The 18,423-nt window shown below is 69.3% G+C and carries 16 protein-coding genes; 6 read left to right on the top strand and 10 right to left on the bottom strand.

Annotated features, from left to right (window positions below):
• Positions 1-78 precede the first annotated feature (78 nt).
• A complete protein-coding gene (locus MUG96_RS14375; RefSeq protein ID WP_246983811.1) occupies positions 79-228 on the bottom strand; it encodes a DUF7331 family protein in 150 nt (49 codons plus the stop codon).
• A 204-nt stretch (positions 229-432) separates the two neighbouring features.
• On the opposite strand from MUG96_RS14375, the gene thiD reads away from it, so the two are divergent.
• Positions 433-1,788 carry a bifunctional hydroxymethylpyrimidine kinase/phosphomethylpyrimidine kinase gene (thiD, locus tag MUG96_RS14370; RefSeq protein WP_246983809.1) on the top strand — a complete coding sequence of 452 codons (1,356 nt, stop codon included), beginning with the start codon at positions 433-435 and terminating at the stop codon, positions 1,786-1,788.
• Here the strand turns inward: thiD and MUG96_RS14365 are convergent.
• The 5 genes from MUG96_RS14365 to MUG96_RS14345 all read right to left on the bottom strand — a co-directional run bounded on the left by MUG96_RS14365 (position 1,785) and on the right by MUG96_RS14345 (position 7,697).
• Positions 1,785-2,216, bottom strand: a complete 432-nt coding sequence (locus MUG96_RS14365) for an arsenate-mycothiol transferase ArsC (protein WP_246983807.1) — start codon at positions 2,214-2,216, stop codon at positions 1,785-1,787. The genes thiD and MUG96_RS14365 overlap by 4 nt on opposite strands.
• Positions 2,213-2,614: an ArsR/SmtB family transcription factor gene (locus tag MUG96_RS14360; protein WP_246983805.1), complete on the bottom strand. Its 402-nt coding sequence runs from the start codon at positions 2,612-2,614 to the stop codon at positions 2,213-2,215. The genes MUG96_RS14365 and MUG96_RS14360 overlap by 4 nt, the downstream gene beginning before the upstream one ends.
• 85 nt (positions 2,615-2,699) lie before the next feature.
• Positions 2,700-3,854 (bottom strand): DUF3179 domain-containing protein, encoded by a 1,155-nt coding sequence (locus MUG96_RS14355; protein ID WP_246983804.1) that lies wholly within the window; start codon positions 3,852-3,854, stop codon positions 2,700-2,702.
• 108 nt (positions 3,855-3,962) lie between these two features.
• Complete coding sequence (locus tag MUG96_RS14350; protein ID WP_246983803.1) at positions 3,963-5,477, bottom strand: CocE/NonD family hydrolase; 1,515 nt, start codon at positions 5,475-5,477, stop codon at positions 3,963-3,965.
• Between the two features lie 132 nt (positions 5,478-5,609).
• Positions 5,610-7,697, bottom strand: coding sequence for a hypothetical protein (locus MUG96_RS14345; protein ID WP_246983802.1), 2,088 nt, complete (start codon positions 7,695-7,697; stop codon positions 5,610-5,612).
• A gap of 127 nt (positions 7,698-7,824) precedes the next feature.
• On the opposite strand from MUG96_RS14345, the gene mutS reads away from it, so the two are divergent.
• The 4 genes from mutS to MUG96_RS14325 all read left to right on the top strand — a co-directional run bounded on the left by mutS (position 7,825) and on the right by MUG96_RS14325 (position 13,532).
• Entirely contained in the window at positions 7,825-10,602 is a 2,778-nt protein-coding gene (gene mutS / locus MUG96_RS14340; RefSeq protein ID WP_246983801.1) for a DNA mismatch repair protein MutS, read from the top strand.
• A gap of 80 nt (positions 10,603-10,682) precedes the next feature.
• Entirely contained in the window at positions 10,683-12,065 is a 1,383-nt protein-coding gene (locus MUG96_RS14335) for a hemolysin family protein (protein WP_246983800.1), read from the top strand.
• Between the two features lie 46 nt (positions 12,066-12,111).
• Positions 12,112-12,981 (top strand): universal stress protein, encoded by an 870-nt coding sequence (locus tag MUG96_RS14330; protein WP_246983799.1) that lies wholly within the window; start codon positions 12,112-12,114, stop codon positions 12,979-12,981.
• Between the two features lie 134 nt (positions 12,982-13,115).
• Positions 13,116-13,532 (top strand): SRPBCC family protein, encoded by a 417-nt coding sequence (locus MUG96_RS14325; RefSeq protein WP_246983798.1) that lies wholly within the window; start codon positions 13,116-13,118, stop codon positions 13,530-13,532.
• A gap of 47 nt (positions 13,533-13,579) precedes the next feature.
• Here the strand turns inward: MUG96_RS14325 and MUG96_RS14320 are convergent, their stop codons facing one another.
• The 3 genes from MUG96_RS14320 to MUG96_RS14310 all read right to left on the bottom strand — a co-directional run bounded on the left by MUG96_RS14320 (position 13,580) and on the right by MUG96_RS14310 (position 16,624).
• Positions 13,580-14,752 carry an MFS transporter gene (locus MUG96_RS14320; RefSeq protein WP_246983797.1) on the bottom strand — a complete coding sequence of 391 codons (1,173 nt, stop codon included), beginning with the start codon at positions 14,750-14,752 and terminating at the stop codon, positions 13,580-13,582.
• A gap of 126 nt (positions 14,753-14,878) precedes the next feature.
• On the bottom strand, positions 14,879-16,024 hold the full coding sequence (gene nirK, locus MUG96_RS14315; RefSeq protein ID WP_246983795.1) for a copper-containing nitrite reductase: 1,146 nt from the start codon (positions 16,022-16,024) through the stop codon (positions 14,879-14,881).
• 180 nt (positions 16,025-16,204) lie between these two features.
• Positions 16,205-16,624 (bottom strand): MoaD/ThiS family protein, encoded by a 420-nt coding sequence (locus tag MUG96_RS14310; RefSeq protein WP_246983793.1) that lies wholly within the window; start codon positions 16,622-16,624, stop codon positions 16,205-16,207.
• Between the two features lie 88 nt (positions 16,625-16,712).
• Here MUG96_RS14310 and MUG96_RS14305 point away from each other — a divergent pair, with 88 nt between their 5' ends.
• Positions 16,713-17,009, top strand: a complete 297-nt coding sequence (locus tag MUG96_RS14305; RefSeq protein ID WP_246983792.1) for a CGCGG family putative rSAM-modified RiPP protein — start codon at positions 16,713-16,715, stop codon at positions 17,007-17,009.
• On the opposite strand, the gene MUG96_RS14300 is transcribed toward MUG96_RS14305, so the two are convergent.
• Positions 17,006-18,346 (bottom strand): heme-copper oxidase family protein, encoded by a 1,341-nt coding sequence (locus MUG96_RS14300; RefSeq protein ID WP_246983791.1) that lies wholly within the window; start codon positions 18,344-18,346, stop codon positions 17,006-17,008. The two genes, MUG96_RS14305 and MUG96_RS14300, sit on opposite strands and share 4 nt — an antisense overlap.
• Positions 18,347-18,423 lie beyond the last annotated feature (77 nt).

Here is an 18,423-nt window from a genome sequence, read left to right as displayed (position 1 = left end):
TCGGACTGATAAGCGGGGCGGTCGGCCCACTCACAGCGCACGAGCGGCCGGTGCCGGCCCGATCCAGTGGCGGCCCGCCTACTCGCGGACTTCGGCGACTGTGTCGGACTGGAGCCACGCCGTCGGCTCGTCTCGGTCGTAGAGTACCGTCTCTCCCTCGTCGGTCTCGAAACTCCCGTACTTCTCCGCCCGTTCGGCTCCGGTCCGGTCGACGCTTTGTTCTGCCATTGTTCGGTCACGAGCGCGGAGCACCCGGGGCCGCCGGGCACCCGTCGCGTCTCACCGAAAACCGGTCGGTTGACGAATATAAGCGTTGGCCTGAATGTGATAGTGTATGCCATTAGCATACTAGCGAATATAAGGGGTACGTGAACGCGGCACGAACGGGCGGGGTCGCCGGCATTTTAGTGCCCGACGGCCGGAGTGCGTCGTATGACAACGCGACAGCCAGCGCCGGACCACCGACCCGTCGCGCTCACCATCGCGGGGAGTGACTCCGGCGGCGGGGCCGGCATCCAGGCCGACCTGAAGACGATGGAGGCCTGTGGCGTCTTCGGGACGAGCGCCATCACGAGCGTCACCGCGCAGAACACCCGCGGCGTCGACGGGAATCACCTGCTACCGACGTCGGAAATCGAGGCACAGATCGACGCCGTCCGCGAGGACTTCGATCTGCGTGCGGTCAAGACGGGGATGCTCGCGACCGCGGAGATCGTCGAGACCGTCACGGCCTACGCCGACGATCTGCCGCCGCTCGTCGTCGACCCCGTCATGGTCGCGGCCTCCGGCGACCGCCTGCTCGAACCCGAGGCGGAGGACGCCTACGAGGCGCTGATCGCCGAATCGACGGTCGTCACACCCAACGCGGACGAGGCCGCCGTCCTGACGGACGTCGACCCCGACAGCGAGGCCGACGCCGAGGCCGCCGGCGCGGCACTCGTCGAGATGGGAGCCGACGCGGCCCTCGTGAAGGGCGGCCACATGGGAACCGAGGACGTGGTCGACGTGCTGGTGACAGCGGACGATGTCGAGACGTTCCGGCACCCCCGCGTCGCGACCGACGCGACCCACGGCTCCGGCTGTACGCTCTCTAGTGCCATCGCCGCCCATCTCGCGACCGGCGCGGACCGCTCCGAGGCCGTGAGCGCCGGCATCGACCTGCTCGCCCGTGCCGTCCGGTATCCCCTCGATGTCGGGCGGGGCCCCGGCGCGGTCCACCACACGGTCGAGGCCCGGGAACTGGCCGACCGCGACCGGACCGCCGAACGCGTCGAGTACGTCCTCGACCGCCTCGGGGGTGCCAGCGCGGATGCGCGCCCACTCGTCCCCGACTGTGGCGCGACCGTCGTCGGTGCCACCCGCTACGCCGAGCGACCGGACGAGGTGGCTGCCGTCGAAGGAAAGATATCGCGAACCCGGACTGGCATCCGGTCGAACCGCGGCGTCCGCTTCGGCGTCTCCGACGGAGCGGCGACGGTCCTGCTCGCGGCCCGCGAGGCAGACGCCGACCTCCGGTACGCCTTCACCTGTCGGTACGACGCGGACGTGGCTGCGGCGCTGGAGACCGTCGGCGGGTCGGTCGTCGAACTCGACCGCTCGGCGGACGCCCACGCCTGGCCGCCCACCGAGTCCGCGGTCCGGGACGCCGTCACCGGGGCCGAGGGGATGCTCGCCGCCCTCGTCGACCCCGGCGCGCAGGGCGTCCCGCCCCGGACGGTGCTGTTCGGGACCGACGCCGAGCGACTCTCGGACCGCGCGCTCGAACTGCTAACCGAACTCGGCGACTAATCCGACCCGGTGCCCGCGTCGATTTCGTCGAAAACCGCCGCGACGCGGCGCTCGATCTCGTCGCGGATCTCCCGGACGCGGTCCGGGTCCTTGCCGTCGGGGTCGTCCAGCGCCCAGTCCCGAACGTCCGTGTCCGCGTCGAGGGAAAGCGTCGAACAACCCATCGTCGCCACCAGGTCACAGGCCGACAGCTCCGCGTCAGTGACCGCCCGCGGTTCCCGGTCCGAGAGGTCGAACCCCCGTTCGTCCATGACCTCGATCACTTCCCCGTGGACGCGGTCTGCCGGGTCGGTCCCGCCGGTCACGATCTCCACCGCGTCGTCGAGGCCGCGCTCCCGCCGTTCGCGCTCGGCGAAGGCCGTCGACATCTGACTCCGCCCGGCGTTTTGCACGCAGACGAACGCGACGCGGAACGGGTCCTCGCTCACGCCGACCAACCCCGCGTGTCGTCGAGGGCGGCGAGCAGTCGTTCGGCCCGCTCGGTCGCGCGGTAGTAGCGCCACTTCCCCTCCTTCCGGCGGTCGACCAGTCCCGCCTCGGCTAGGTCGGTCAGCGCGTGGCTGATCGCGCTGTCGCTCACGTCCAGTGTCGGCGCGAGCTCACAGACACACAGTTCCTCCCCCGCCGCGACGAGGATCCGGGTCAGCCGGTAGCGCGTGTCGTCCCCCAGCGTCGCCAGCGTCTCCACGTCCGTCGCGGCGTGGGCGAGCGGTGCGTCCGCGGCCAGCGCGTCCAGTTCGGTCATTCGCTGTTCCACGTCCGACGCACGGCACTCCCCGAGTTCGTCCTCGAGCAGGCGTTCGAGCCGCCCCGTCGCGTCGCTCATAGCTGAACGTTTGCACAGCTGTTCAAATAACTGCCGGTGTGGACTCGCGACTCACATCTCGCGACCCACCTCTCGTAACTCTCCGTCAGTCGCTCTCCTCGTCGTAGATCGACGTGTCGGGGTGGAAGTTCCGCCACCCTTTCCAGAACATCGGGCCGGTGTCGGTCGCGCTGTCGAGCCGTCGCCCCTCGTGGGGTCCGTCGACCGCGCGGCCGGTGGCCCGTTCCCAGCGGGAGCCGCCCGCGCGGAGGTGGGCCGCATCGTCGGTCTCGAACCGGAGCGTCGAGCCCTCGACCCGGCGGTCGTACGCGACGAGCGTGTCCCCCGGCGTGGTGGTGACGACGACCGGCAGGTCGCCGACGCGGTCGTTGACGACGCCCTCCTCGACCACGACGTCGAACGGGTACGCGCGGGCCTGCCCGTCGCGTTCGACGCCAACGACGAACCGACGCTCTGCGGGCTGGCCCCTCGCTCCGCCGGTCCGACCGATGAGCTGGTCGCCCTCGTAGGTGTACTTCGGCGTGAAGTAGTCGTACGTCGCGTCGCGACCGCTGACCGTGTTCGAGCGCGGCGGCGGCAGGAGGACCCGCGTCTCCGGGTGGGTGTCCTGCCACTCGCCCCAGCTCGTCAGCGACGACGGGACGAGCGACAGCCGCTCGCCGGCCCGTGGCCCCCGGATCGCCGCTCCCAGGATCTGACTCCACAGACTCTCCGTCGCGCGGTCGTACATGACCAGGTCGTCCCGCCAGAGCCGTCCCGAGACGCCGAAGACCGTCTCCTCGCCGTCGACGCGGCGCTCGGCCGTCACGCCGCTGCCACAGAGCGGACAGTAGGTGACCAGCAGCGGGCCCGCGAAGGTGTCGTTGACGACCTCGTGCCAGTCGAGAACCCGGAGCGGGTACGCGCGATCCGCCCCCTCGCGCTCGACGCCGAGGACCGGCGCGTCGGCCGGCAGGAGCGGTCCGCCGTCGTACGGCGAGGAGTCGGGAACAGTCAGTCCCGACCAGTCCTCGGCGAAGACCGGATCGACGATGGCGGGGATCGCGTCCCGCGGGAGCGGTTGGTCGAGTTCCGACCGTGGCACCGGTATCTCGACCGACCCGACCTGCCCGCGCTGGGGCGTCGGCGTCGGCGAGAGCGTGAACGCCTCGCGCGTCGCGTTCGTCGAGGACGACCCGCTACAGCCCGCGAGGCCGGCGACGCCGGCACCCAGCGCGGCGAGCAGTCGGCGTCGGTTCATCACCGGCCGTAGGTCCCCGCCCCGCAAAACCCGCCCGGGAGCCTGCGAACTCCTCGCACGACCGCTCCAGCCGCGTCGACCCCGGTGCGAGACGCCGGTTCCACCGCCTCACTGCGGCCGCTGTGGCAGGTGAATCCGCGACTCGCTGGGCTGGACGACGACGCCGTCGGATTCCCGGGAATCGAGGTAGAACGGGTTCGAGACGCTCACTTTCAGCCCGAGGGTGTCCCCGGCAGAGACGAACCGCTGGAGCGCCGGGTACTCGAACTGAATGCGCTGTTGGCCCTCGTCGGGAATCCGGTAGACCTCGCCCACGTCGTTGATCTTTTCCCCGTTGTGGAGGAGATTGAAGAAGAGGCGTGCCTCCGTCTTCTTCACGTCGAAGGTGAGGTCGAACGACGGCACGCCGACGACCTCGATGTCCTCGCCGACCGACCAGGAGTAGGTCACCGACTCGTCGTAGAACCAGCTCCACCGCTCGATGCGGTCGTCGCCGTCGCGGTCGGCGTCGCCCAGTTCGTAGGTCGCGTCCGAGACGCCGGCCGGCGGGAACTGCGGGTCCGTCCGGAACTCGTCGCTGCTCTTGAGCCACGAGGCCGTCTGTGGCACGTCACGGGACTCCCCCCGGAGGTGGATGTCCATCCAGTCGACCGCGCGCTGGTTCATGTAGTTCCGGGCGTCGAGCGGCACCGCGATCTCCTCGACGGCGTGACCGCCCTCGTAGAAAGCCAGCCGGGAGTCGACGCCCTCGTCCTGGAGGCGGTTGTAGGTCCACAGCGCCTCGTTGGGCTTGAACAGCGTGTCGTCCCAGCCCTGAACGAGGTAGGTCGGCGTATCGAAGTCGTCCTTGCAAGCGACCGACCGCGACTCGAAGGCCTCGACCGCGTCCTCGGGCACCTCGTTGTTCCACAGCGACTCCTCGTACCACTCGTAGAGGTCCTCCGTCACCCGGGTCTCCTCGTCGCCGTCGACGGTCCCGAGCGTCCCGAGGCCGAGCAGGATGGTCAGCCACCCGCTCTTGACGACGCCGTTCGGCGCCAGCGAGTAGTTCAGGTCGTTCCAGGTGATCCGCGGGACGATGGCGTCGACGCGGTCGTCGGCCGCCGCGACCTGGAACTGGATACCGCCGGCGTAGGAGATGCCGTCCATCCCGACCTTCGGATTCCCGCTGCCTTCGAGGGCAATCTCGTCGCGGCCCGCGAGCCAGTCGATCAGCGCCTGGCCGTCCCTGGTCTCTTTCGGCCCGTCGAGGCCGACGACACCGTCCGAGCCGCCGAACCCGCGCGAGTCGTAGGTCAACACCGCGTACCCGTTTTTCGCGTAGGTGAGTGCCTTCCCCGCAGTCAGTGGCGACTGTCGGAAGGCCCCCCAGCCGTGGGTCATCAACACCGCCGGGAACGGCCCGCTCCCGTCGGGCGTGTACAGCGTCGCCTCCAGGTCGGTGCCGTCCCACGAACTGATGGTGTAGTCCTCGGTCGAGACGCCGAACCCACTCCGCCCCGCCGCGGCAGTGCCGGACCCGAGCGTCAGCCCCCCGACCAGTACCCCCGTCGAGCGAAGGAAGTTTCGCCTGTTTACTGACCCCATCCCTGTGCTACCGATCCCCGAGTTATCCCCTGTCATGCTACCGCTTCTTCCCTGTCGTCGTCGCTGTCCCTATATTAACTGCCTCTCATTGCTGGAAATATATAAGGAATCGCGGTCCTGTCGGTCGGCCGACGTGAGCGGTTCCGGCGAAACGCCGTGTCGAACGGGTCAGCCCCGGCGACGCCGCGCCAGCAGTCGCGCCGCAGTCAGCGCCGCGAGGGCGGCGACCGTCCCCGCGACTGCGAAACCGGGCCCGTCGGCGGTCGAGGTTCCCCCATCGGCCCCGTCTTCGTTCCCGCTTCCGTCGCCGGCCGTCGTCGTCGGTTCAGGGGCCACGTCGACCGTCGCCGAGGCGTTTCCGGCCGAGAGGCTGCGTGTGCCGGCGTCGAGGGTCGTCGTTACTCTGACCTCCCGCGTACTTTCGGCATCGAGGCGGACCGTCCGGGTCGTCAGCTCCCGTCCGTCGCTCGCGAACGTCAGCGTCGCCCAGCCGGGGACCGACGCGTCGTTGCGCACCGTGGCGACGACGGCGACTGACGAACCGGCGGTCGGTGACGCCGGCGCCGTCCGGACCTCGGTGACGGTCGCCTGAGCGGGGTCGACGGTCGACAGGCCCACGGCGGTCCCGTCGACGGTCACGACGCGCTGGCCGGGGCTGTCGACGGTGTACTCGACGGTCCCGGTGGTCGTGTTCCGTCCCGCGACCGTCCCGGAGAGCGTCGCTATCGTGGTGCCGTTCACGCGCACCGGGAAGTCGTACGCGCCGCTCGTGCCGCCGCGGTTGGTGATGGACACGTCGAACGCGACCGTCTCGTTGGGAACCAGCGTCGGCGGACGCTCCATCGAGCGGTTCCGGTAGGGGCCGCTGACCCGGTAGTCCGTCGCCGGGGTGGGGACGGTCGTCCGGATCAGCGGCGGTGTCGGGCCGAACGCCACGCGGTGCTGGGTTCGTTCCCACATCGACGGTGACCGATCGGTGGAGACGAGGGCGTCGAGCCGGGCCGCGACCGTCTCGTTCGCCACCGTCGCCATCGCAGTGCGGAGGCGGTCGCGGTCGACTGCCCCCTCGGCACTGTTCAACTGCGCGAAGACGTTCTCGAAGGAATTGGTCCGGCCCGTCGCGAGCCTGAGCCGGCGGTCGAGTTCGCCCGTGACCAGCGCCCCCTTCTCGTAGTCAGCGTGCCGTGCCCACGTGTCCGGTTCCGCGAGGACGGTTCGCTCGTAGCGGTCGCCTGTGCCACGGGCCAGTTCGCGGCTGAACGGCCCGAATCCGGTGTTCCCGGCCTCCAGCGTCAGGAGCGCGGCGTAGTAGTTGGCCGTCGCCTCCGTGAGCCAGCGCGCGCTCGGGTCCGCCTGCCCGGCGAACGCCTGCCGCGTGTGGACGTACTCGTGGAGCCAGACGTTCTCCGGGGTGTCCAGCGTCTCGACGTCGCGCACCCAGAAGTCGGTGTCGCCGGTCTGGAGGCCGCGGGCGCCCCAGCCCACGGCAGCGGTCGGTGCCGCGATGCCGAACACCTGGTCGTCGCGGTCGCCGACCCGGAGTTCGTCGGAGGCGTTCGCCAGCGACGCGAGCACCGCGTCGGGGCCGGCTGCCATCTCCGCAGTCGCCGGGACGATCAGGCGGAACCGCTGTCCGTGTGCGCGCCGCGTGTGTGAGTCGTAGGGGCCGAGATAGACCATCGTGTCGCCCACCGCACCGCTCCCCGCGGTCACCACGGTCCGGTCGACGGTGACGTCCCCGCTTCCCCGGAACTGCCCGCTGAGGCCGAATCCGGGCTTGCGGACGATTGCCCACGGCCCCGCGTCGACGAAACTGTACTGCCCCTCGCCGGTCAGTGGCCCCTCGGCGCGGTTCGACCGGTTCACCACGAGGTCGTAGGTCAGCGAGGGGGCGTCCCCGCCCGTCCACTCGTAGCCCTCGTCGGTCCGCTCGAAGCCGTCGACCCCCGTCACGCTCGCGTCCTCCGGGAGCGTGATCCGCATACTCGTCACCTGGACCGGGATGTCGAACCGGAGCGTGGCCCGGACCGACCCCGGGCGGTCCGGCGTCAGCGCGAGCGTCGTCGTCGTGTCGATGGTCGTATCGGTCTGGACGCGCCCCGCCTCGACGCTGCCGTTCGTCGTCGTGGTCGCCGCCGTCGCGTTCCCTTCGAGGGGCGCGGCCGCGGCGGATGGCGCGATGGTCGCCGCGAGGAGGGTGACCGTCACGAGGGCGACGAAAGTCGCGACCGCTCGCCGACTAAAACCGACACGCATTGTGGTCGCGAGGTCCCGGCCGGGCAAAAGCCCCTCGGCCGTCACGGTCGGGGTCTGCCCCGCCGGTCCACTGCCCCGTCGCCCCGGACCCGCAGGCTTTTATTCGGTATCGCACACAGGGAGGGACATGACCGAGGCGACGGGCATCGTGGGGGAGTTCCTGGCCCTCAAAGCCGAGACGGACGCGGACCTGCTGGCAATGCAGTGTGGCGACTTCTACGAGTTCTTCGACGACGACGCCGAGACCGTCGCCGAGGAACTCGACCTCAAGGTCTCACAGAAGTCCTCGCACGGGTCCTCCTACCCGATGGCCGGCGTCCCCGTCGACGACCTCACGCCCTACCTGAAGGCGCTCGTCGAGCGCGGGTATCGTGTCGCCGTCGCCGACCAGCACGAGACCGCGGACGGCCACGCCCGGGAGATCACGAGAGTCGTGACGCCCGGGACGCTCGTCGACACCGGCCGCGAGAACGCCCAGTACCTCGCGGCCGTCGTTCGCGACAGCGAGGGACGGAGTCCCTCGGGCAACCGGACGCAGTCCGGTGACGGGGACGCCTACGGCCTCGCCTTTGCCGACATCACCACCGGGCAGTTCCAGGTGACGAGCCTCGACGGCCCCGACGCCGCGGCCGACCTCGTGACCGAACTCTACCGGTTCGACCCCGTGGAAATCCTGCCCGGCCCCGACGTGCGGACCGACGACGACCTCCTCGAAGGGGTCCGCGAGCGCACGGACGCGACGATGACGCTCCACGCGACCAACGCGTTCGCGCCGGGACGAGCGCGCCACACCGTCCGCGAGCAGTTCGGCACCGAGACCGTCGAGAGCGTCGGCATCGCCGACGACGACGCGGCCGTCCGCGCCGCCGGCGCCGTCCTCTCCTACGTCGAGGAGACCGGGCAGGGGGCGCTTGCCTCCATCACGCGACTGCGTGCCTACGGCGCGACCGACCACGTCGCCCTCGACGCGACCACCCAGCGCAACCTCGAACTCACCGAGACCATGCAGGGCGACCGCGACGGCTCCCTGTTTTCGACCATCGACCACACCGTCACCAGCGCCGGCGGGCGCCTCCTGCGGGAGTGGCTGTCCCGGCCGCGGCGCGTTCGCGGCGAGCTCACCCGGCGACAGTCCGCCGTCGCCGCCCTCGCCGAGGCCGCGATGGCCCGCGAGGACCTCCGCGAGACCCTCGACGGCGCGTACGACCTCGAACGCCTCGCGAGCATGGCCGCTACCGGTAGCGCCGACGCCGGCGACCTCCTGCGGATCGCGGACACGCTCGCGCTGCTGCCCGCCGTCGACGACCTCGTCGAGAGCACCGACCGCCTCGCCGAGTCGCCGCTCGCCGACATCGTCGCCGGCGCGGACCGCGAGGCCGCCGCCGACCTCGCTGCCGACCTCGACGCGGCCATCGTCGACGACCCGCCCGACACCGTCACGCAGGGCGGCCTCTTCCGCCGCGGCTACGACGACGAACTCGACGAGGTGATCGCGGCCCACGAGGAAGCCGAGGAGTGGATCGAGACGCTGGACGAGCGGGAGAAGCGACGCCACGGTCTCACGCACCTCCAGGTCGACCGCAACAAGACCGACGGCTACTACATCCAGGTGGGCAAGAGCGAGGCCGACGACGTGCCCGACGAATACGAGGGGATCAAGACGCTGAAAAACTCCGAACGGTTCACGATCCCCGAACTGGAAGAGAAGGAACGCGAGATCCTCCGCCTGGAAGAACGGCGCGGCGAGATGGAGTACGACCGCTTCCGGGACCTCCGCGAGCGCGTCGGCGAGCGGGCCGACCTCCTCCAGACCGTCGGCCGGGCGCTGGCCGAACTCGACGCCCTGGCGAGCCTCGCGACCCACGCCGTCCGCAACGACTGGGCCCGGCCCGAACTCCACGACGGGCAGGCGCTCTCCGTCCGGCAGGGTCGCCACCCCGTCGTCGAGCAGACGACGGAGTTCGTCCCCAACGACCTCCACATGGACGAGGACCGCCGGTTCCTCATCGTCACGGGGCCGAACATGAGCGGGAAGTCGACCTACATGCGCCAGGCGGCGCTCATCACCCTGCTCGCCCAGGTCGGGAGTTTCGTGCCCGCCGAGTCCGCCAGGGTGGGGCTGGTCGACGGCATCTACACCCGCGTCGGCGCGCTCGACGAACTCGCACAGGGCCGGTCGACGTTCATGGTCGAGATGCAGGAGCTCTCGAACATCCTCCACTCCGCCAGCGAGGAGTCGCTGGTCATCCTTGACGAGGTGGGCCGCGGGACCGCGACCTACGACGGCATCAGCATCGCCTGGGCGGCCACCGAGTACCTGGTCAACCAGGTCAGGGCCAAGACCCTCTTTGCCACCCACTACCACGAACTCACGGCACTGGGCGACGAACTCCCGACGGTCGAGAACGTCCACGTGGCGGTCGCCGGCGAGCCGGACTCGCCGGCTGGCAGCGGGACTTCGTCCCACGCTGCCGACGAGAGCGACGGCGACGTGACCTTCCTCCGGACCGTCCGGGAAGGGCCGACGGACCGCTCCTACGGGATTCACGTCGCGGACCTCGCAGGGGTACCAGAGCCGGTCGTGGACCGTTCCCGGAACGTGCTCGAACGCCTCCGCGAGGACGAGGCCATCGAGGTCCGCGGCGGCGAGCAGGAGAGCGGCGAGACGACGCAGGTGGTCTTCGACCTCGATTCGGGACAGTTCGAACGCTCCGGGGGCGGTGGCGAGGAGCGAGTCGCGACCGACGGGAGCCCCGACCGGGACCCCGAACGAGGTGACATCGACCCGGACGCCGAGGCCGTCGTCGAGGAACTCCGGGACCTGGACGTGAACGAAACGCCACCCGTCGAGCTGATGGCAACAGTCCAGGCGTGGCAGGAGCGACTCGAAGGGCACGACTCGTAGCCTCGCGCGGACGGGCGATTTCCACGGCGATCCCCGCTCGCACAAGGGTTACTTTTCCGCTCCGGCAAGAGGACGTATCGATGATGTCAGCTGTGCCCACAGCGGTCCCCGGGATCGGCGCCGTCCTGTCGACCATTCCGGTCGTCGGTATCGAACTGGGGCGGACGGAAGTCACCGTGATCGGTATCGGCATGATCCTGCTGCTCCTCGTGGGGTCGGGCTTCTTTTCCTCGTCGGAGATCGCGCTGTTCTCCCTGCCGGCCCACCAGGTGGACGCGATGGTCGAGCAGGGCCTGCGCGGTGCGCGGGCGGTCAAGTCCCTGAAGGACGACCCTCACCGCCTGCTCGTGACGATCCTCGTCGGGAACAACATGGTCAACATCACGATGTCATCCGTCTCGACGACCATCGTCGGCTTCTACTTCGACGCCGGCACGGCGGTCGTCGTCTCGTCGCTCGGTATCACGTCGATGGTGCTGATATTCGGCGAGAGCGCGCCGAAGTCCTACGCCGTCGAGAACACCGAACTGCACGCACGGCGGGTCGCCCGCGGGCTGAAAGTCGTCGAGAAGGTGCTCTGGCCGCTCATCACCCTGTTTTACTACCTGACGAGCGTCGTAAACAGACTCACCGGTGGCAGCCCCTCGATCGAGTCGACGTACGTCACCCGTGACGAGATTCGGAACATGATCGAAACGGGCGAGCGCGAGGGTATCCTCGACGAGGACGAACGCGAGATGCTCCAGCGGACCCTGCGGTTCACGGACGCGACGGTAAAGGAGGTGATGACCCCGCGCCTCGACGTGGTGGCCGTCCCCGTGGACGCGACCGTCGAGGAGGCGATCAAGCAGTGTATCCAGTCGGGCCACGCCCGACTGCCGGCCTACGAGGGGTCCCTGGACAACGTGACCGGCGTGTTCGACATCCGCGAACTGCGGGAATCCGACTACGGCGAGTTCGCCGACCTCGACGTGGCGGACGTGATCACCCCGACACTGCACATCCCCGAGTCCAAGAACGTCGACGACCTCCTCTCGGAGATGCGGGAAAACAGGCTGCACATGGTCGTCGTCATCGACGAGTTCGGCACCACCGAGGGGCTGGTCACGATGGAGGACGTGCTCGAGGAGATCGTCGGCGAGATACTGGTGGGCGGCGAGGAACACCCGATCGAGTTCGTCGACGAAACCACCGCACTCGTGGACGGCTCGGTCAACATCCACGAGGTCAACGAGGCGCTCGACATCGTCCTGCCGGAAGGCGAGGAGTTCGAGACCATCGCGGGCTTCGTCTTCAACCGCGCGGGCCGCCTCGTCGAGCAGGGCGAGGCGTTCGAGTACGAGAACGTGGCCCTGCGGGCCGAACGGGTCGAGGACACCCGCATCCAGAAAGTCAGGGTGGTCGTCGACCGCGACGACCCGGCCGACGCGGAGTCAGCGACCGCCGGAGACGACCCGGAGTGAGACGACGACTCGTACCTATTAGTCGACGGTGACCGTACCGACTCGTATGTACGAGACCATCCTCCTGCCCTACGACGGGAGCGAGGGCGCGTCCGAGGTGCTCCATCACGCCAGCGAGATCGCTCACTGGGCCGACGCGACCATCCGCGTGCTGTACGTCGCCGACACGACGCGTGACAGCGTCACCGTCGTCGAGGGACACGCCGTCGACGTGCTCGAACGGGAGGGCGAGGACATCGTCGACGAGGCCGCGAAGACGCTCGACACGCTCGGGGTCTCCCACGAGACCGACGTGGTCCAGGGCAATCCGGCCCCGACGATCGTCGAGTACGCCGAGCAGTACGAGCAGGACCTGATCGTGATGCCGACCCACGGCCGCGAGGGAATCTCCCGATACCTCATGGGGAGCGTGTCCGAGAAGGTCGTCCGCCTCTCCCCGGTCCCCGTGCTCACCGTCCGGATGCGACCCGACGAGACGCTCGTGTTCCCCTACGAGCGGATCCTCGTCCCGACCGACGGGAGCGCCGCCGCGACCCACGCCGCAGAGCGGACGCTCTCGCTGGCGGCGACGCTCGGCGCGACCGTTCACGCCATCTCCGTCGTCGACGACTCCGCACTCGGGCCCGACGTTCGGTCGACGAAAGCCGGCAAGGAGAACGAACGGGCCGCCACCGACGCCGTCGAGACCGTCGCCTCGGCGGCCGAGGAACGCGGGATCGAGAAGGTCGTCAGTCACGTCGAACACGGGGCGCCCGTCGAGGCGATCCTCGACTGCATCGAATCGAACGACGTCCACGCCGTCGGGATGGGGACGACTGGACGGCGTGGTACCGACCGCATCCTGCTGGGGAGCGTCGCGGAGAAGACGGTCCGCTCCGCACCGGTTCCCGTCCTCACGATCACGGAATCGGCGTAGGTGCCCACGGAGCCGTGGGTGCAGGAGCGTCCGCGCGTTCGTGCTGCGGTCGAACGACGGTCGGTCCACCCGGCCGTTCCTGGCCGGTCGGAACGAGGGCCGACGTATAAACGGGCCGGAAGCCAACACCCTGTATGGAATCGATTTCGCTCTCCCGGACCATCGACGCACCACCCGACGAGGTTCGGCCACTCATCGAGGACGCCGAGCCGTTCATGCGCGCGGCGAAGTTCGACGCGGTGACCCTCGACGGTGACCGGCTGACCATCGAGAACGGGTTCGCCATCGCGCGGATCGAACTCGACCTCCGAATCGTGGACGAGTCCGACACCGTGCTGGCCTACGAACAGGTCGACGGCATCTTCGAGGAGATGTGGACCGGCTACGAGATCGAGGCGACGGAGGCGGGGACGACGGTCACCGCGCGCACGGACTTCGAACTGGACGTGGGTCTCGTCGGCGGCGTGCTGGACGCGACGGTCATCAAACGCCAGCGGACACGCGAACTCGAGGCGCAGTTCGACTACCTCGAACGGGAGACGAGCGCATGAGCGGCCCCGCGTCGGAGTGCCCTGCGGCCCGTCGACGGGGACTCCGCTCACGCCTCCGGGAGGCGGGCGATTGCGACGATCCCGGCGACCGCGAGCGCCCCGGCGAAGACGAACGCAGCGGTCCAGGAGACCGCGTCGACGAGCCAGCCGGCGGCCACCGGCGCGAAAAGCGACCCCGCGATCGAGAGCGTCATCAGGACCGCGAGGCTCGTCCCGCCCGACTCCGGTGGTGACACCTCCTCGACGTAGACGTAGAAGACGCCGGTCCCGAGCTGTGAGCCGACGCCGGCCAGCAGGAGCGCCGCCGCGAACCCGACGACCGAGGTCGCGAGTACGGCGACGAGCAGTGCCGGAAGGACGAGCAGGAACGCCGCGACGATCACCGGGCGGCGGCGACCGCCGATGCGGTCCGAGAGCCAGCCGCCGCCCGGCCGCGCCGCCAGCCCCATCGCGGGGAGCAGGGCCGCGAGCGTCCCCGCCGTGCCGATGTCGACGCCGATCACCTCGGTCGCGTAGGTCGGCATCCAGGAGTTGAAGAACACGAACAGGGAGTAGGCACAGAAACTGCTCAGCGCGATGGCGAGCACGCGCCGGTCGCCGAGCGCGGTGCCGAACTGCGACAGCGAGAGCGACGTCTCGTTCCGGATCGGTTCGTCCAGCGCCCAGGCAAACAGCGGGAGTCCGACGACGGTGATGGCGGCGTAGGCGGCGACGACGCCCTCCCAGCCGACGACCGCTTCGAGCGGCGGGCCGACGGCCTGCGCGACCGTCACGCCGGCGGGCGCGCTCGTGACGAACAGGCTCGTCCCGAGCGCCCGTCGATCGAGCGGGAACGACTGGCCGACGATGTTGGCGTTGGCCGTCCAGAGGAACACCGCGGTCGCACCGCCGACGAACCGCGTCGCCAGGAAGGTCGGGTAGGTCGGTGCGAACGGGCCCGCCGCTGCGGCACCGAGGAAGACGACCACGCCGGCCCAGACGAGCCGGCGATTGTCGTACCGGTCCATCAGGAAGCCGCTGGGAACCTGACAGACCGCCCAGCCGAGGAAGACGACGCTGATCGCCAGTCCGGCGGCGGCCTTGTCGATGCCGAACGCCGCGGTGAACGGCGGCATGATGCTCGCCGGGGCGAACAGGTAGGCGTTGAAGCCGGTCGCGACGAGGAAACAGCCCGTGAGGACGAGCCACGGGTGCGCCGCCGGGTCCGACCGTGTCGACATGGGCGGAGATGGACCATCGCGAAGATAGGCCTGACGGTCCCGAACAGTCGAATTACGACTCGACTGTCACGTTACGCGGGTTTCGACCCGCACGCTAAAAGCGGTGGACAGGGGGACGCCGACCGATCACTCGTATTTCGGTCCCTCGTGGCTGGAGCCGTTCGCGTCGGGGTCGTAGATGGACTCGTCTTCGGTCCCGTTGACGTCGACCTCGGCGAGGAGGCCCTTGCGGGCGACCCGGCTGAGGGCGTGGTCGACCATCTTGATGCGCTCGGGGACCGGCGTCTCCATCTCGCCGATCATACAGCTCCCCGGCGGCACCTTCATCGTCTGGACGTTCTTGTCGGCGTAGGCCTCGAAGTCGCCGTCCTCGGGGAGGCCGCCGTCGCGGTAGGCCCGGCTCCAGACGTTCCCGATGGGGTGGAAGTTACTGGAGTAGTTGGGGCCGCCCGTGACCATGAACACCCTGACGCGGTCGCCCTGGTCGACGTTGACCGGGCCCTGGTTGGCAGCCGCGTAGGCGTACTTCTCCCCGTTGAGGAGGACGTAGGTCGGGTTCTCGTTCGCCATGGCGTCCATGTCGAAGGCGTGGTGACCCTCCGCGCCCGTGTCGGCGTCCGTGTACAGCTCGTGCTGGCCGAAGTACAGCTCCTGATCGACCTCCGGCAGGCCGCCCTCGGGTTCGACCACGATCATCCCGAACATACCCGCGCTGATGTGCATGTCGAGGTTCGGCACGGCGCAGTGGTAGATGAACGCCCCGGGGTACTGCGGACTGAAGGACATGGAGTTCCCATCGCCCGGCGCGGCCGTGGTCGCGACGGAGCCCCCGCCCGTCCCGTAGATGGCGTGGAAGTCCACGTTGTGCGGGCGCATGTTGTCCGGGAGGTTCTCCATCGTGAAGTTGATCGTGTCACCGACCCGTGCCCGGACCATCGGGCCGGGGATCTCCCCGTCGAAGGTCATGTAGTCGAACGTGACGCCGGGTTCGACCTCCGCGGTGACCTCCTTTGCCTCCAGGGTCACGTCTATCTCGGTCGGCTGGTCCCGGCCGATGGGGTCCGGCAGCTCGGTCGGATCGGCCGCCACCGTCTCCGCGTCGGTCGACTGTGCTGGCTCACTGGTCTGGGTCGTCGTCGCCGCCGCGTCCGTCGACGTGGCCGTCTCCACGTCCTCGGCCGTCGGCGGTGACGAACCCGAACAGCCCGCGATTGTCACGGCACCGCCGAGCCCAAGCGCCTGAAGCACCCGCCGTCGCTGCGTTTTGAACATCGTGGGTCACCTCTTACACCTACACGTTCCGGCCGGACAGGGATAAACCGAGAAGTCCGTTCTCAGACCCTAAGAAGCGTTCTCAGAGGGTTAGAACCGAATCGCGATTTCCCGAATTGGTTCGGATACTTTATACCAGCGTACCGGTTCGCCGTGGCGTCCACGGGGTCGGTAGCCCGCTCACAGACAGAACATGAAGGGGTAGATGAGCGCGACGCGGTCGCCCTCGGAGAGCTCGGTGTCGAGGCCGTCGAGGTTCTCGTTGAAACGGCCGTTCACACACACTCGGGCGTACGCTCGCGTCTGTTCGCCCTCGGGGTTCTTCGACCAGGTTCCGGGGAGGTCGTCCTCGTCGACCGGCGCCCAGCCCCGGGTCGTCGCCTCGGCCTCCGTCTCCGCGATGAGCATGTCCGCCACGTCGTACTCCGCGAAGAACGCGTCGAGGAACTCCCGCAGGGTGTCGCCCTCGAAGGTGTACTCGAAACGGTGATCGCCGATTTCCGTCCGCACGTGCCCGGTACACTTCACCGTCACCGTCGTCTCTGCCGCCGTCGCCGGTGCTGCCTCCGCGTCGGGGCTGCTCCGTTCTGTGGTCTCCATGCCAACCGATAGTCGTTCCCACACCGAAAACGAAGTCCCGAATATGTTCGCGACGGGGCTTTCGGTGGTGCTCGGCGTAGTCGTGCACATGACAGTCTCACACGACGAGGTCGAACCGATCACGGAATCGGTCCACGACAACTCCTGGTCCGCGAACCTGGAGAAACCGCACCACGGCGATGACCGCGCACTGGTCCGCGAGCAGGCAATCGAGGCGGTCGAACACACCGCGCCCGGCAACCACGTCAACCTCGTGACCCACGGCGACCACGGCCACCCGGAGGAGTACCTCTACGAGACGCTGGCGGATGCCTTCGACGACGTTGAGTACGAGTACGTCGAGCAGTGCGGCTGTGGCGGGCACGTCACGCGCGTCCACGTCTAGGACTCGCTCTCGTCCGGTACCGTAACGGCTCCTTCTCGTCCCGTCGCGATTCCCAGCAGGGACTGCGGCGCGTGCCGACGAATCGTGAGCGCGAGGTTGGTGATAGCTACCGAGACGCCCACGAGGAGGAGGCTCCCGCCGACGGAGGCGAGCCGGCCCGGGAGCGGTCCGAGGCCGCCGGCAATGAGCAGCAGGGCGCCGGCGACGAGACAGGCGAAGTCCGCCGCGGCGAGGCGGTCGTCGTAGAGGTCGTCGATCATCGGCACGTCCTCGTAGCCCAGGAGGTCGCTGTACCGTCGCTCCCAGATGATGAACGGGACGATGTGGTACAGCGTGCCGAGGACGACGAAGCCGACGCCGGCGGCCAGCAGGAACGCGCCGCTCCCCGCCCCGAAGGTGGCGTCGAGCGCGAGCGGGTCGAGTAGCCACGCCGGGAGCGTCCAGGCCGCCCACGCGAGCAGGGCGACGACGGCGACGGTGTACCGCGAGAGCATCGGCGACCACTCGACGCGGGTGGCGAGCAACTGACGGCCGACGACGCCGGCGACGGCGGCCAGCGACAGACAGACGGCGACGGCGCCGGCGCGGACGACGGGTGCCGAGCCCACGACCCGGCCCGCCGCGAGAACGAGGGTGCCCACGGGGTACCAGACCCGCTCGACCGTCCGGAGGGCGTCGTCGAGGCGGTCGAACTCGGTCTGGGTGAACATCGTCACGAGCTGGTAGATCGCGCCGATGATGGTCGTCAGAACGACGCCGAAGACCGCGAGCGTCGCGTGGCCTGTCACGACGCGCGGACGAGCCAGCCCGAGGTCGGCGTACACTGGCTGGACGAAATCGACCGCCAGCGAGAGGCCGAGCACTGTCACGCCGACGAGGAAGGCGAGCGCGTACGCGAAGTGGCGTTCGGTCACGTCCCAGGGGCGCGCGCTCGCCAGCGTCCGGCCGAGGTTGTACGCGAAGGTCCAGAACCCGGCGAGCATGACCGCGCCGGCGACCGGCAGAGCGGCGAGCGTGCCGGCCAGCCACGCCCCGACGAACCCGAGGAGGCCGACGACGACCAGCCGCAGTTGCCAGCGCGCCAGCCGCCGGGAGTACAGCGCGACGCCCGACCAGACGGGGACGAACTGCGTCATCGCGCCCATGATGGTGACACAGACCCACCCGGCGAGCAGGAGGTGGACGCCCGCGACGCGGCCGGGGAGCCACCCCGTCAGCGCCCCCAGACCGACGACGCCACCGACTGCCAACAGCCCGAGGCCGACCAGGAAGTGCCGGAGCGGGATCGCCATCGGCGGCTGGCTGCCCGTGTCGATGTTGCCGGGAACGACGCTCATGATACCGGAGCCTACGGTCCGGCGGTTTCTCGGCCTGGCGCCGAACACGTTCGGCGTTCGAGTCTATCGTTTTCAGG

This window comes from Halorientalis marina (assembly GCF_023028345.1).
GTDB lineage: Archaea > Halobacteriota > Halobacteria > Halobacteriales > Haloarculaceae > Halorientalis > Halorientalis marina.
This window is presented reverse-complemented; position numbering and strand designations above follow the sequence as displayed.